Source organism: Streptomyces sp. YIM 130001 (assembly GCF_003574445.1).
Classification (GTDB): Bacteria; Actinomycetota; Actinomycetes; order Streptomycetales; family Streptomycetaceae; genus Streptomyces.
Genome location: NZ_KZ984563.1, coordinates 37,235 through 49,880, shown reverse-complemented (window position 1 = coordinate 49,880; position 12,646 = coordinate 37,235). Strand labels below are relative to the sequence as shown.

Below are 12,646 nucleotides of genomic sequence, written 5' to 3'. Positions count from 1 at the left end.
CGAGGCCCGCGCCATCCACCCGACGCCGTCCGGCGTCACCGTGGCAGGGGAGGGGCACGACGCGGTCGTACTCGCCCACGGTGCGTGGATCAACCGGCTGGCCCGTCGGACGGGCGTCACGCAGATCGTGCAGGTCGGACGGGACTGCTCCTTCACGGTCAACATGGACCGACTGCCGGACGGGCCCCTCTACTTCACCAGCCAGCAGGTCGTCTGCACTCCTCTCGGCGACCGGGCGCGGATCGCCGGGACGATGGAGTTCCGCGACATCGGCGCGCCCAAGGACCCGCGACGCGTCCAGTCCCTCGTCTCACAGGCGCGGGCCTGCCCTGGTGAGAGGCGCGCACCTCGACGACCGCCAGGACGAACGGGTCGGGCCCGCCCCTGCACCGCGGACGGCCTTCCGCTGACCGGAGCCGGGAACGATCCCGGTTGTACGTGGCGGGCGGCCACGGGGTGTGGGGCATCTTCCTGGGCCCGGTCAGCGGCAGGCTCCTCGCCGAGGAGAGCGCCTCGGGGCGCCGCCCCGAGGCGCTGCAAGCCGTCGACCCGCTCCGCTGACGCCGTGGACCGGCCGCCGGGTGCCTCACGACCGCCGGCGGTTCAGGCTTCTCAACGCCGGGCGGCCACCCGGAAGGTGATCCCGGCCGCCTGGAGGCGGGCGGTGAGCGCGTCACCCATCGCGACCGCAGGGGTCACCTGGCCCGCTGCGGCAGGCAGTTCGTCGAGGGCCAGGCACATGGCGGCCTCGGCGAACATCTTGGCGGTCTCGTCGTACCCCGGATCCCCGCCGGCGACCTCCGTGTACACCCGCTGTCCGCCGCCCTCACCGACGAACCGCACCGAGAACCAGGACCGGTCACGGCGCGCCTTGTCCGGCCCTTGGCCGGGCTGCAGGCGATCTCCCAACCACCGCCGTGCAGGCGGTACTTGAGCGGCGGCGAACAAGGCGCCGAGTCCTGCGGCGCCGCCCACCACCACGGGCAGGCGACGTACGGCGGCGTAGTGCCCGTAGCGGAAGTCGGGACCGTAGCGCGCGAGGGCCCGTGCCGACCGCTGCACGACCTGCGGGTCGATCGTCGGCAGCGGCACGCCCCAGGCCATCACCTCACCGCTGAAGTGCGGCCTGCCGATCGGGGCGTAGGCGCGACGGTCGAACGGCCGGGGCTCGTACTGGCGGCGGTCACGCGCGGCCGCTGCCATCTCCCGGCCGCGCGAGAAGCCGGTGAGTACGGAGGAGAACGTGCCGCCCGAGAAGCGCCCGTTGGAGCTCACGTAGCCGTTGATGCGCAGCGGAACGTCCTCCGGCAGCTGCCCGACCGTGAAGTACACGCCGAGGTCGTGCGGGACCGAGTCGAATCCGCAGGCATGCACCAGGCGGGCGCCGGTCTCCCGCGCGCGTGCGTCCTGCCGTACGTAGGTCAGGTCGACGAACTCGGGCTCACCGCTGAGGTCCAGGTAGTCCGTGCCCGCCTCGGCGCAGGCCGCGACGAGATCCTGCCCGTAGGTGATGTAGGGCCCGACGGTGGTGGCCACCACGCGCGCGTCGCCGGCGATTTCCCGCAGCGCCTTCGGGTCGTCCGCGTCGGCCTGCAGCACGGGCAGGTTCGCGAGCTCCGGCCGTTCCGCGGCGAGCCGGTCCCGCAGCTGCTTCAGCTTCGGCAGGCTGCGCCCGGCGAGCGCCCAGCGCAGGCCCTTCGGGGCGTGTTCGGCGAGGTACTCGGCGGTCAGCACGCCGACGAAACCGGTCGCCCCGTAGAGCACGATGTCGTAGGCGCGGTCCGCGGAGCGTGTGCGCGACCCGTCCTGCGTCCTGTCCTGGGAGCCGTTCCGCTTGCCGTTCCTGCGCTCTGCTCCGCCGTCGACCATGCCGCCGCCTTCCGAACTCGTGCCCGTGCCGTTGTCCGTGGCTGAGGCTAGCGTGGCCGCAGAAGCGATGTGCGCGGACCTGAGGACGCGTACGGATCCCGGCAGACGTGAACCGACCCGAAGGAACCCGGAGGCCTGATGTCCGAGTCCAAGCAAGTGGCGAAGCATCCGGTTCCCCGGCCGGCGCTGACGGCGTGGAAGAAGGTGCACGGGTTCGCCCTCGGCCTGCCGGGCGCCTTCGAGGACCACCCCTGGGGCGAGACCGTCGCGAAGGTCAACAAGAAGGTCTTCGTGTTCCTCGGAGTGACCGACGGCAGTTATCCCCTCGGTATGACGCTGAAGCTGACCGGCGAGGAGGCGCACGCCCACGCGATGACGATGCCGGGCGCGGAGCCGGCCGGCTACGGCCTCGGGAAGGCGGGCTGGGTCCGTCTGCCGCTCGCCGTCGAGGGCGCGCCGCGAGCCGATCTGCTCTGCGACTGGGTGGAGGAGAGCTATCGCGCCGTGGCCACCAGGAAGCTGATCGCCGAACTCGACGCCCGCCACTGACGCCCGGCGCTGACGCCCGGGCGGATCACGGCTGAACTCACGGGTGTCGTACGCCCGTCAGGGCAGTACAGCCAATGCCCGCTCACAAGGGGGCCCGTCTCAGCCCGGCCGTCCCGCGATCTCCCGCAACAGTCCCATCACGGCCCGTGCCCGGGCCGTCTGCGTCATGCCCGCCACCGAGGCGATCTGCACCTCGAGCGCGGGGCTCTCGTCGCGGAGTTCCAGTTCGGCGATCTCGCCGCCCCCGTACGTCTGACTGGTCGCAGGACGCTGGTTCAGCACGGAGTAGCCGAGTCCGCGGGCCACCAGGGACCGTACGGTCTCGTAGCTCTGGGTGCGGTAGCGGACGTCGGGTGCGGTGCCGGTGGCCGCGACCAGGGAACGGAAGTAGTCGCGACTGTGCGGGAGGTCGAGCAGGACGAGCGGCTCCGCGGACAGCTCGGACAGCTCCACACTGCCGCGGCCGGCCAGTGGGTGGTCGGCCGCGACGATGACGTAGGCCGGGGCGCGGGCGATCGTCTCGCTGCGCAGTTCCTGCGCCGCCGAGAGGCCGAGATGGTAGGTGAGGGCGAAGTCGACGCGTCCCGCGGCGAGTGCCTGAACGAGCTGGTCCGTCTCCGCCTCCACCACATCGATCTCGATGCCCGGATACCGGCGGGTGCACTCGCTGAACAGCGGAGGCAGGTAGGAGGGCGCCAGCGTGAGGAAGCAGCCCACGGTCACCGGCCCCGAGATGGTCTCGCCGTCGCCCCGGGCCTCCCGTTCGACCTCGCGGGCGCGGGCGAGGAGGTCGCGCGCCTGGTGCTGGAGCCGCTCCCCTGCGGGGGTCAGGGTCAGCCCCCGGCCCCGTCGCCGGATGAACAGCTGCACCTGCAGGTCCCGCTCGAGGTTGAAGATCGCCGCGGACACGGCGGACTGCGCGATGTGCAGTTCCAGCGACGCCTCGGTCATCGAGCGGCGCTCGGCGGTGACCAGGAAGTAGCGCAGCTGAACGAGCGTGAAACCGAGCGGTGACGTCATACGAGCCCTTGTGCCTGGTGAACCGTGTCGGCCCGACCCTAGTCCGGCCTGCAACGGGGCGGCATCACCCCGTCACAGTCCTTACGCGCCGGGTGCGTCCGCGAGCTCCGGCTCGGCGGGCGCGGCGGCCACGTCCTCGGGGCGCAGCAGCGGCGAGCCGACCGTCTCCTTCAGGGACAGCGCCGCGACCAGGCCACCCACGGCGAACACCATCAGATACGGGCCCGGCACCAGCGTGCTGCCGGTGGCGGAGATGAGCACGGTCATCAGATACGGCACGGTCCCCGCGAACAGCGCCGCGGTGATGTTGTACGAGATGGACAGCCCGCTCTGCCGCGTTCGAGTGGGGAAGACCTCCGCCGACCACACCGCGTAGGTACCGAGGATCGCGGCCAGGATCGCGCCGAGCCCCAGCCCGGCGACCCAGGTGCCGGTGAGTCCGCTCCGCATCAGGAGGAAGGCCGGGGTGGCCAGGACGAGCAGCGCGGCTGTCGCTCCGACGAAGACCGGCTTGCGGCCCACCCGGTCGGACAGCATGCCGAACAGCGGCACCAGCACCAGGCCGAGCAGCGAGATGGCGGTGGACAGCAGGGCCGCGCTGCCGTCGGAGTGCCCCAGGTGGTCGGTCTGGTAGGTGACCAGGTAGGTCAGTACGGCGTAGAAGGGGACGTGCATGGCGGCCATCAGGCCTGCCGCCTGGAGCAGTTCGCGCCGGTGGGAGCGGAACAGCTCGCGTGCCGGGTTGCGCGCGACGGTGTCGTTGGCCTCGAGGGCCCGGTACTCGGGGGTGTCCTCGATCTTGTTGCGGATGATGAAGCCGATGATGCCGAGAGGCGCGGAGATGAGGAACGGAACGCGCCAGCCCCAGGAGGTCAGTTGGTCGTCGCTCAGGCCGGTGGACAGCAGCAGGAAGACGAACGAGCCCGCCAGGAAGCCGAGCAGTGATCCGACCTCGAGCCAGCTCACACCGAATCCGCGGCGCCGACGCGGCGCACTCTCGGCCAGGAAGCTGGCCGCGCTGCCGAACTCACCGCCCGCTGCGAAGCCTTGGACCAGGCGCAGCACGACCAGGAGCACCGGCGCCGCCATGCCTATCGACCCGTAGCCGGGCAGGAGGCCGATCGTCAGGGTCGAGCCGGACATCAGGAAGATGACCAGGGTCAGGGTGCGCTTGCGGCCGATCCGGTCGCCGAGCGGGCCGAACACGAGGGCCCCGACCGGCCGGATGCCGAACGAGACGGCGAACACGCCGAAGACGGCGAGCAGTCCGGTCGTACTGTTCTCGGCCGGGAAGAACACGGTCGCGACCGTGCCGGCGAGGTAGGCGTAGGCAGCCCAGTCGAACCAGTGCACGAACACGCCGACGGCTCCGGCGGCCACGCTCCTGCGCAGGGCGACCACATCGGTGGTCACCCCGGCTTCGGCCGTCGTCATGACGCCGTCTTTGCCGGTGGACATACACGCCTCCTTGCGAACAGGGTGGAGAAGCCGGTGCGGGTGCGGGTGGCGCCGCGCGCTCGGGGCGCGGGCGGGCTGCCGGTCAGGGGGTCGGGTGGGGTGGACCGGCCCGGTCCACGCCGGTCCAGGCCAGTGCGACCGCCGCGTCGAGCAGGGCCCGCTGCGCCGTACCACCGACGCAGAACGCGGCGAACTCGTGCTGGTGGTTGGTCGCGGGCAGTGAACCGATGCCGATGTACGGATGGATGGCCGGCACCACCTGCGAGACGTTCCCCATGTCGGTGGAGGCGCGGTTCATTCGGGCGGCCTGGCCCGGCGGCGCGAACTCCCGCCCGAGGGCGAGGGCGTTGGCCCGGTAATGACCGAGCGCGGTCTCGTCGGTGCGGAACTCCGCGTACGGCTTGCTCTCCGGTTCGATCGTCAGGTCGCAGCCGGTCGCGAGGGCACCCGCCTCGAAGGCCCGCATCACGCGCGGTTCGAGCTCGGCCAGTTCGGCGAGCGTCTCGGCCCTGACGTACCAGCGTCCTGTGGACCGCTCCGGGATCGCGTTCGGCGCGTCTCCGGCGTGTGTCACCACGCCGTGCACCCGTGCGGAGCCCGGCAGTTGCTGGCGGAGCAGGCCGATGGCGACCTGGGCGACGGTGAAGGCGTCCGCCGCGTTGACCCCGGCTTCCGGGTAGGCGGCGGCGTGCGCGGACTTCCCGGAGTACGAGATCCTGGAGTGGCTGACCGCGAACGGCCGGGCCTCGGCGACGTCGACCGGCGCCGGGTGCGCCATCATCGCGAGGTCGGCCCCGTCGAAGGCCCCGCGGTCGAGCATCTCGATCTTGCCGCCGCCGCCTTCCTCGGCCGGCGTCCCGTACACCTCCACGGTCAGTCCCGCGTCGTCGGCGACGGCGGCCAGGCCGAGCGCGGCGCCCACCGAACTCGCCGCGATCAGGTTGTGCCCGCAGGCGTGGCCGAGTCCCGGCAGCGCGTCGTACTCGGCGCACACCGCGATCCGGACGGGCCCGCTGCCGAACCGCGCGTGGAACGCGGTGTCCAGGCCCAAGTAGGAGGAGGTCACGTCGAATCCGGCCTCGTTGAGGAGTTGCGGCACCGCGGCGGCGGCCCGGTGCTCCTCCCACGCGGTCTCCGGATCGGCGTGCAACTGCTCGGAGAGGGCGATCAGTTGCTCTGCCCGGCGGTCGACCGCCTTGCGGGCCGCCTCCTTGCGCGCCCCGACCTCTGTCGCCCGCCCTGCGGCTGCGTTCCCCGTGCCCATCACAGATCGCCCGGAACGCCGTACGAGGGGGCCGAGGCAGGATCCAGTCCGCGCCGCACGTAGTCGTCCCGCTGCGGCAGCCAGATGTCGACGAGTTCGCCGAGCCGGTCCAGAGGGTTCTCGGCCCAGTCGATCCGCAGATCGGTGATGCGCCAGCCCACGTCCGCCACGACCGCGAGGCCGGCGGAGTACACCGGGCCTTCCTCGCCGCCCGCCGCGACGGCGGCCCGCAGGGCGGCGGCGAGGCGCTCCTCGATCTCTCCGGTGGCCGCGGCGTAGGCGTCCAGGAGGACACCAGGGATGTGCTCGCCGGAGAGCATGTTGCCGGCCGCGACCGCGTCGTCCCCGGTGGCGGAGCCGTGCGTGCCGAGCGTCCGCGACCCGCTGTACGCGAATCCGGGACCGGAGCGGCCGAGCACGGTCAACTGCCGGTAGGCGATGGTCCCGGCGTTGCGCGCCGCGCCGGTGACGGAGGTCAGGGCGCGCTCGGCGTCGCCGTGCTCCGCGAGGCCGTCGAGCAGGCTCGTGCCCAGCGTCGGATCGGTGATGTTCTGCGAGGCCGCCACACCGACTCCCGGTCGCAGATGCGCGACCCGGGCGGCGACGGCGGGACTCGACGAAGTGGCCGCGATCCCGAAACGTGCACCGTCGCGGACGATCAGGGACATGGTCATGCGCGGCCTTCCTCGGGGATCGATGCCGGGGTGTTCTCCGGGATCACGGCGATGGCGTCGATCTCGCAGACCCACTCGGGGCGGGCCAGGGCCGACACCACCAGACCGGTGGAGATCGGATGGACGCCCTTGGTCCAGCGGCCGACCGTGCGGTACACGGCCTCGCGGTAGCGCGGGTCGATCAGATAGATCGTCAGCTTGACCAGGTGTTCCATCCGGCTGCCCGACTCCTCGAGCAGCATCTTGATGTTCGCCATGGCCCGTTCGGCCTGCGCCTCGGCGTCGCCGATGCCGACGGATTCGCTGGTGTCGAGGTCCTGGCCGATCTGGCCCCGTACGTACACGGTGTTGCCGGCCACGACGGCCTGACAGAGGTCGTTGTCGAGGTTCTGCTCCGGATAGGTGTCGTGGGTACTGAACGGACGGATCCGGGTGTGTCCGCCGACGACGATCGGCTCCTTCGCCGGCCGGCCTGTGTGCGTGGACGTCATCGTCTGCTCCTCAGCAGTTCCGGGAGTCGGACAGGGTGTTGTTCCGGGCCGCCGGTGTCGTGCCGGCCGCGTCGTCCGTGCCGTACGCGAGATAGCCGCGCCGGGTCGCGATGTGGTCGGCGACGTACCTCGCGTCGTGCCACACACCCCAGATGAAGCTCGACCCGCGGCGGGACAGCCAGGGCAGGCCGAGGAAGTAGACGCCGGGCTCGGCGGACACGCCTCGCCGCTGCTCCGGCCGGCCGTTCTCGTCCAGCGCGTCCACCTGCAGCCAGCCGTAGTCGGCGGCGAACCCGGTGGCCCAGACGATCGAGGTGACGCCGGCTCCGGCCAGGTCGAGCGTGAGGCGCGGGTCGGTCACGCAGTCCGGGTCCGGCCCGAGCACGTGGGCCTCGGGCTCCTGGGGCAGGTCGAGGCCGTTGCGCTCGACGTACGCGTCGGCCGCTCGCAGGAGCGCGAGGTACTTGGCGTCGCCGAGCGCGATGTTGTCGGCGAGGTCCGGCGCGAAGCGCAGCACGCCGTCGTCGAACGACGCGGTGAGACCGACGAGTTCGATACCACCCGCGGCCAGCGCACGGAAGTCCACGGTGTGGCCGCCGCGGGCGCCGCTCACCGCGATGGTGACGTGTTCGGCGCCCTGCGGCGGCGTCTCCGCGTCCCAGAGCCCGAGCACGCCGAGCCACCAGCAGAAATCGCGGCCCCGGTACTCGCGCGGCGGCCGGTCGTGCGGGCCGACGGACAGCAGCACCCGTCGACCGGACCTGCGCAGCTCGTCGGCGATCTGGACTCCGGAGGACCCGGCCCCGACCACGAGCACCGCTCCCTCGGGCAGTTGCTCCGGATTGCGGTACCCACTGGAGTGGATCTGCACGGGCACGGCGCCGTCCGGGACGATGGGCGGAATCACCGGCCGCTGGAACGGCCCGGTCGCCGCCACCACGAACCGGGCGTCGATCGCGCCCTGCGAGGTCCGGACCCGGAAGCCCGGCCGCCCCTCGTGCCGGCGCACCGAGGTCACCTCGACGCCGCTGCGCACCGGGGCGCCGATCTTCTCCGCGTACGCGACGAAGTAGTCGGCGACCTGCTCCTTCGACGCGAAGGCGTCGGGTGCCACGTCGTCGAACTCGAGCCCGGGGAACCGGTCGTGCCAGGCAGGCCCGTTCGCGACCAGTGAGTCCCACCGCTCGGTGCGCCAGCGCTCGGCGATGCGGTGCCGCTCGAGGACGACGTGCGGTATGCCATGGGCTCCGAGGTGCTCACTCATGGCCACACCCGCCTGGCCCGCTCCCACGACGACGACCTGGGTCGTCTCGGCCTCTTCGGTCTCTTCACCAGGCACTGCAGACTCCCCTCAGGCGGTAGTCCATCCCTGCGTCGCGTCGACTCGGCTACCGCACGAGTCATCCTGCGGCGCCCGAAGAAAATCCGTCCAACAGATGTTTCCGTTGCAGGCAATCGGATCCATAGATTTGAGCCCGTGGGGCCGGACAGCGGGGGAGGGGGCCTCGCTCCGGATGCCGGGCGAGTGCACCCTCTGAAGCCCTTGTGCGGAGTGGAACGTGTTCTTAACATCGTTGCTGTTACATCAGTACTGTCACAGCGCTGGGGGCTCGATGCCGGGAACAGGGACGCCAACGACGGGCAACGGCCCGCTGAGCGGGGTCAAGGTGGTCGAACTGGCCGGCATCGGCCCCGGACCCTTCGCCGCGATGCTCCTCGCCGACCTGGGCGCCGACGTCGTGCGCGTGGACCGGCCGGGCGGCTCGGGTCTGGCCATCGACCCGGACTACGACGTCTCCAACCGCAACAAGCGCTCGGTGCTCGTCGACCTCAAGTCGCCGGAAGGCGTCGCCGTCGTCCTCGACCTGGCCGAGCGCGCGGACATCCTCATCGAGGGCAACCGTCCCGGCGTCGCCGAGCGCCTCGGTGTCGGCCCAGAGGCCTGCCGGGAGCGCAATCCGCGTCTCGTCTACGGCCGGATGACCGGATGGGGCCAGGAGGGGCCGCTGGCCGACCGGGCCGGCCACGACATCGGCTACATCGCCGTCACCGGCACCCTCGGAATGATCGGCAAGCCCGACGAGGCGCCTGCGGTCCCCGCGAACCTCGTCGGCGACTACGCGGGCGGCTCGATGTACCTCGTGGTCGGCGTGCTCGCCGCCCTGCAGCACGCCCGGACCCACGGCGAGGGCCAGGTCGTGGACGCCGCCATCGTCGACGGCGCCTCGCATCTCGCCGCGATGATCCACGGCATGATGGCGGCCGGCGGCTGGCAGGACCGCCGCGGCGCGAACCTGCTCGACGGCGGCTGCCCGTTCTATGGCAACTACGAGACGGCGGACGGGGGTTACATGGCCGTCGGCGCCCTGGAGCGGCAGTTCTACGACGAGTTCGTGGCGCTCCTCGGCATCGAGGACGAGGCGCCGGGCCGCAAGGACTTCGCCCGCTGGGACGAGTTGCGCACCGCGATCGCCGACCGCTTCAGGACCCGCACGCGCGACGAGTGGACGGCCGTCTTCGCCGGCTCCGACGCCTGCGTCGCGCCCGTCCTCTCGCTGCGCGAGGCGCCGCACCACCCGCACCTGGCGGCCCGCGGCACCTTCGTCGAGCACTCCGGGATCACCCAGCCCGCACCCGCGCCCCGCTTCTCCGTGACCCCCGGCGCCATCCGCAGCGGCCCCGCGCAACCCGGTGCCCACACCGCCGAGATCGCCGCCGACTGGGACCTGCCGCGTCTCGTCGAGGGCGACGGCTGATGTCCATGGCCGGGCGCCGGCGCAGGCGTACGTCCGACACGAACGCGACCCAGGGCCCGACGGGCCGGACAGGAGCTCCAGCATGACGGCACGCACGCCCTCAGGGATGAGCCGCACCCTCTACTCCGAGGAGCACGAGGCGTTCCGCGAGACCGTCCGGGCGTTCCTCGCCAAGGAGGTCCTGCCGTACTACGAGCAGTGGGAGAAGGACGGCGTCGTCGCCCGCGAGGCCTGGCTCGCGGCGGGCCGGCAGGGCCTGCTCGGCCTCGCCGTGCCGGAGGAGTACGGCGGCGGTGGCACCACCGACTTCCGCTTCAGCGCCGTACTGGCCGAGGAGTTCACCCGTGCCGGGGCGGCCGGCCTCGCCGTCGGACTGCACAACGACATCATCGGCCCGTATCTGACGTCGCTCTCCACGGACGAGCAGAAGCAGCGGTGGCTGCCCGGCTTCTGCTCCGGCGAGATCATCACCGCCATCGCCATGACCGAACCGGGCGCGGGGTCGGACCTCCAGGGCATCAGGACCAGCGCCGAGGACAAGGGTGACCACTGGCTCCTGAACGGCTCCAAGACGTTCATCTCCAACGGCATCCTGGCCGACCTCGTGATCGTCGTCGCGGCCACCGAACCGGGCGGCGGCTCCAAGGGCCTGTCCCTGTTCGTCGTCGAGCGCGGCACGGAGGGCTTCGAGCGCGGCCGCAACCTGGACAAGATCGGCCAGAAGGCCCAGGACACCGCCGAGTTGTTCTTCAACGACGTCCGCGTCCCGAAGGAGAACCTCCTCGGCGAGGTCAACGGCGGCTTCCTGTACCTCATGACCAACCTCGCCCAGGAGCGCATGGGCATCGCGGTCTCCGGGATCGCCGCCGCCGAGCACCTGCTCGAGATCACCATGACCTACGTCAAGGAGCGCGAGGCGTTCGGCAGGCCGCTCGCCAAGCTGCAGCACATCCGCTTCGAGATCGCGGAGATGGCCACCGAGTGCGCCGTCACCCGGACCTTCCTCGACCGCTGTATCGCCGACCACTCCGAGGGCGCGCTCGACGCCGTACACGCCTCGATGGCCAAGTGGTGGGCCACCGAACTGCAGAAGCGCGTCGCCGACCGCTGCCTCCAACTGCACGGCGGATATGGCTACATGACGGAGTATCCGGTCGCGAAGGCCTACACCGACGGCCGTATCCAGACGATCTACGGCGGCACCACTGAGATCATGAAGGAGATCATCGGCCGCTCCCTGCTGGCCTGATCCCGCGCTGTGCCCGCCCGCACTCCGCCCCGACCGACCCTCACCCCGTACCGCACACGGAAAGGCCCCAGACCTTGAGCACCGAAGCGTACGTATACGACGCGATCCGCACCCCGCGCGGCCGTGGCAAGGCCAACGGCGCCCTGCACGGCACCAAGCCCGTCGACCTGGTCGTCGGCCTCATCCACGAGGTCCGAAACCGCTTCCCCGACCTGGACCCGGCTGCCGTCGACGACATCGTGCTCGGCGTCGTCGGCCCGGTCGGCGACCAGGGCTCCGACATCGCACGGATCGCCGCGATCGCCGCCGGACTGCCCGACACGGTCGCCGGTGTTCAGGAGAACCGCTTCTGTGCCTCGGGCCTCGAGGCGGTCAACCTGGCGGCCATGAAGGTCCGTTCGGGCTGGGAGGACCTGGTGCTCGCCGGCGGCGTCGAGTCGATGTCGCGCGTGCCGATGGCCTCCGACGGCGGCGCCTGGTTCGCCGACCCGATGACCAACTACGAGACCGGTTTCGTCCCGCAGGGCATCGGCGCGGACCTGATCGCCACCATCGAGGGATTCTCGCGGCGCGACGTCGACGAGTACGCGGCGCTCTCCCAGGAGCGCGCCGCCGCCGCGGTGAAGGACGGCCGTTTCGACCGCTCCATCGTCCCCGTCAAGGACCGTTCGGGCCTCACCGTCCTCGACCACGACGAGCACCTGCGCCCCGGCACCACCGCCGACTCGCTCGCCGGCCTCAAGCCGTCCTTCAAGGACATCGGCGACCTGGGCGGCTTCGACGCGGTGGCGCTGCAGAAGTACCACTGGGTGGAGGAGATCGAGCACGTCCACCACGCGGGCAACTCCTCCGGCATCGTGGACGGCGCGTCCCTCGTCGCGGTCGGCACCCGCGAGGTGGGGGAGCGGTACGGCCTCGCCCCGCGCGCCCGTATCGTCTCGGCCGCCGTCTCCGGATCCGAGCCCACGATCATGCTCACCGGCCCCGCACCGGCCACCCGCAAGGCGCTCGCCAAGGCCGGGCTCACCATCGACGACATCGACCTGGTGGAGATCAACGAGGCCTTCGCCGCGGTCGTCCTACGCTTCGTCAGGGACATGGGCCTCTCCCTCGACAAGGTCAACGTCAACGGCGGCGCCATCGCCCTCGGCCACCCGCTCGGTGCCACCGGCGCGATGATCCTCGGCACCCTCGTCGACGAACTGGAGCGCCAGGACAAGCGCTACGGCCTCGCCACGCTCTGCGTCGGCGGCGGCATGGGCATCGCCACCATCGTCGAGCGCCTCTGACGTCCGTCCCAACCGGATCCCTCACTT

At 71.5% G+C, this 12,646-nt stretch carries 12 protein-coding genes; 5 read left to right on the top strand and 7 right to left on the bottom strand.

Features of this window, described 5'->3' with window-relative positions:
- Positions 1–438 precede the first annotated feature (438 nt).
- Positions 439–561: a hypothetical protein gene (locus DSC45_RS36850; RefSeq protein WP_276145473.1), complete on the top strand. Its 123-nt coding sequence runs from the start codon at positions 439–441 to the stop codon at positions 559–561.
- A gap of 51 nt (positions 562–612) precedes the next feature.
- On the opposite strand, the gene DSC45_RS25930 is transcribed toward DSC45_RS36850, so the two are convergent.
- Positions 613–1,869, bottom strand: coding sequence for a saccharopine dehydrogenase family protein (locus DSC45_RS25930; RefSeq protein WP_119294366.1), 1,257 nt, complete (start codon positions 1,867–1,869; stop codon positions 613–615).
- A 138-nt stretch (positions 1,870–2,007) separates the two neighbouring features.
- On the opposite strand from DSC45_RS25930, the gene DSC45_RS25925 reads away from it, so the two are divergent.
- Positions 2,008–2,418: an MmcQ/YjbR family DNA-binding protein gene (locus tag DSC45_RS25925; RefSeq protein ID WP_119294365.1), complete on the top strand. Its 411-nt coding sequence runs from the start codon at positions 2,008–2,010 to the stop codon at positions 2,416–2,418.
- Between the two features lie 99 nt (positions 2,419–2,517).
- Here the strand turns inward: DSC45_RS25925 and DSC45_RS25920 are convergent, their stop codons facing one another.
- The 6 genes from DSC45_RS25920 to DSC45_RS25895 form a co-directional block, all read right to left on the bottom strand.
- Entirely contained in the window at positions 2,518–3,438 is a 921-nt protein-coding gene (locus DSC45_RS25920; RefSeq protein ID WP_119294364.1) for a LysR substrate-binding domain-containing protein, read from the bottom strand.
- Positions 3,439–3,519: 81 nt separating this feature from the next.
- Positions 3,520–4,896: an MFS transporter gene (locus DSC45_RS25915; protein ID WP_240434856.1), complete on the bottom strand. Its 1,377-nt coding sequence runs from the start codon at positions 4,894–4,896 to the stop codon at positions 3,520–3,522.
- Positions 4,897–4,978: 82 nt separating this feature from the next.
- Positions 4,979–6,160 (bottom strand): M20 family metallopeptidase, encoded by a 1,182-nt coding sequence (locus DSC45_RS25910; RefSeq protein ID WP_119294363.1) that lies wholly within the window; start codon positions 6,158–6,160, stop codon positions 4,979–4,981.
- Positions 6,160–6,834 carry a DUF1028 domain-containing protein gene (locus tag DSC45_RS25905; RefSeq protein ID WP_119294362.1) on the bottom strand — a complete coding sequence of 225 codons (675 nt, stop codon included), beginning with the start codon at positions 6,832–6,834 and terminating at the stop codon, positions 6,160–6,162. The genes DSC45_RS25910 and DSC45_RS25905 overlap by 1 nt, the downstream gene beginning before the upstream one ends.
- Positions 6,831–7,325, bottom strand: a complete 495-nt coding sequence (locus DSC45_RS25900) for a RidA family protein (RefSeq protein ID WP_119294361.1) — start codon at positions 7,323–7,325, stop codon at positions 6,831–6,833. The genes DSC45_RS25905 and DSC45_RS25900 overlap by 4 nt, the downstream gene beginning before the upstream one ends.
- A gap of 10 nt (positions 7,326–7,335) precedes the next feature.
- Entirely contained in the window at positions 7,336–8,664 is a 1,329-nt protein-coding gene (locus tag DSC45_RS25895) for a flavin-containing monooxygenase (RefSeq protein WP_240434855.1), read from the bottom strand.
- Positions 8,665–8,938: 274 nt separating this feature from the next.
- On the opposite strand from DSC45_RS25895, the gene DSC45_RS25890 reads away from it, so the two are divergent.
- From DSC45_RS25890 to DSC45_RS25880, 3 genes are all read left to right on the top strand, one after another.
- Positions 8,939–10,081 carry a CaiB/BaiF CoA transferase family protein gene (locus DSC45_RS25890; RefSeq protein WP_119294360.1) on the top strand — a complete coding sequence of 381 codons (1,143 nt, stop codon included), beginning with the start codon at positions 8,939–8,941 and terminating at the stop codon, positions 10,079–10,081.
- A gap of 106 nt (positions 10,082–10,187) precedes the next feature.
- The gene (locus DSC45_RS25885; RefSeq protein WP_119294359.1) at positions 10,188–11,330 is read left to right on the top strand and encodes an acyl-CoA dehydrogenase family protein; all 1,143 of its coding nucleotides are present in this window, start codon (positions 10,188–10,190) and stop codon (positions 11,328–11,330) included.
- Between the two features lie 74 nt (positions 11,331–11,404).
- The gene (locus tag DSC45_RS25880; RefSeq protein ID WP_119294358.1) at positions 11,405–12,619 is read left to right on the top strand and encodes an acetyl-CoA C-acetyltransferase; all 1,215 of its coding nucleotides are present in this window, start codon (positions 11,405–11,407) and stop codon (positions 12,617–12,619) included.
- Positions 12,620–12,646: the final 27 nt, after the last annotated feature.

Coding starts and splice junctions, on each gene's coding strand:
- DSC45_RS25900 (WP_119294361.1), bottom strand. CDS start 7,325: ATGACGTCCACGCACACAGGCCGGCCGGCGAAGGAGCCGATCGTCGTC.
- DSC45_RS25930 (WP_119294366.1), bottom strand. CDS start 1,869: ATGGTCGACGGCGGAGCAGAGCGCAGGAACGGCAAGCGGAACGGCTCC.
- DSC45_RS25920 (WP_119294364.1), bottom strand. CDS start 3,438: ATGACGTCACCGCTCGGTTTCACGCTCGTTCAGCTGCGCTACTTCCTG.
- DSC45_RS25905 (WP_119294362.1), bottom strand. CDS start 6,834: ATGACCATGTCCCTGATCGTCCGCGACGGTGCACGTTTCGGGATCGCG.
- DSC45_RS25915 (WP_240434856.1), bottom strand. CDS start 4,896: ATGTCCACCGGCAAAGACGGCGTCATGACGACGGCCGAAGCCGGGGTG.
- DSC45_RS25885 (WP_119294359.1), top strand. CDS start 10,188: ATGAGCCGCACCCTCTACTCCGAGGAGCACGAGGCGTTCCGCGAGACC.
- DSC45_RS25910 (WP_119294363.1), bottom strand. CDS start 6,160: ATGGGCACGGGGAACGCAGCCGCAGGGCGGGCGACAGAGGTCGGGGCG.
- DSC45_RS25925 (WP_119294365.1), top strand. CDS start 2,008: ATGTCCGAGTCCAAGCAAGTGGCGAAGCATCCGGTTCCCCGGCCGGCG.
- DSC45_RS25890 (WP_119294360.1), top strand. CDS start 8,939: ATGCCGGGAACAGGGACGCCAACGACGGGCAACGGCCCGCTGAGCGGG.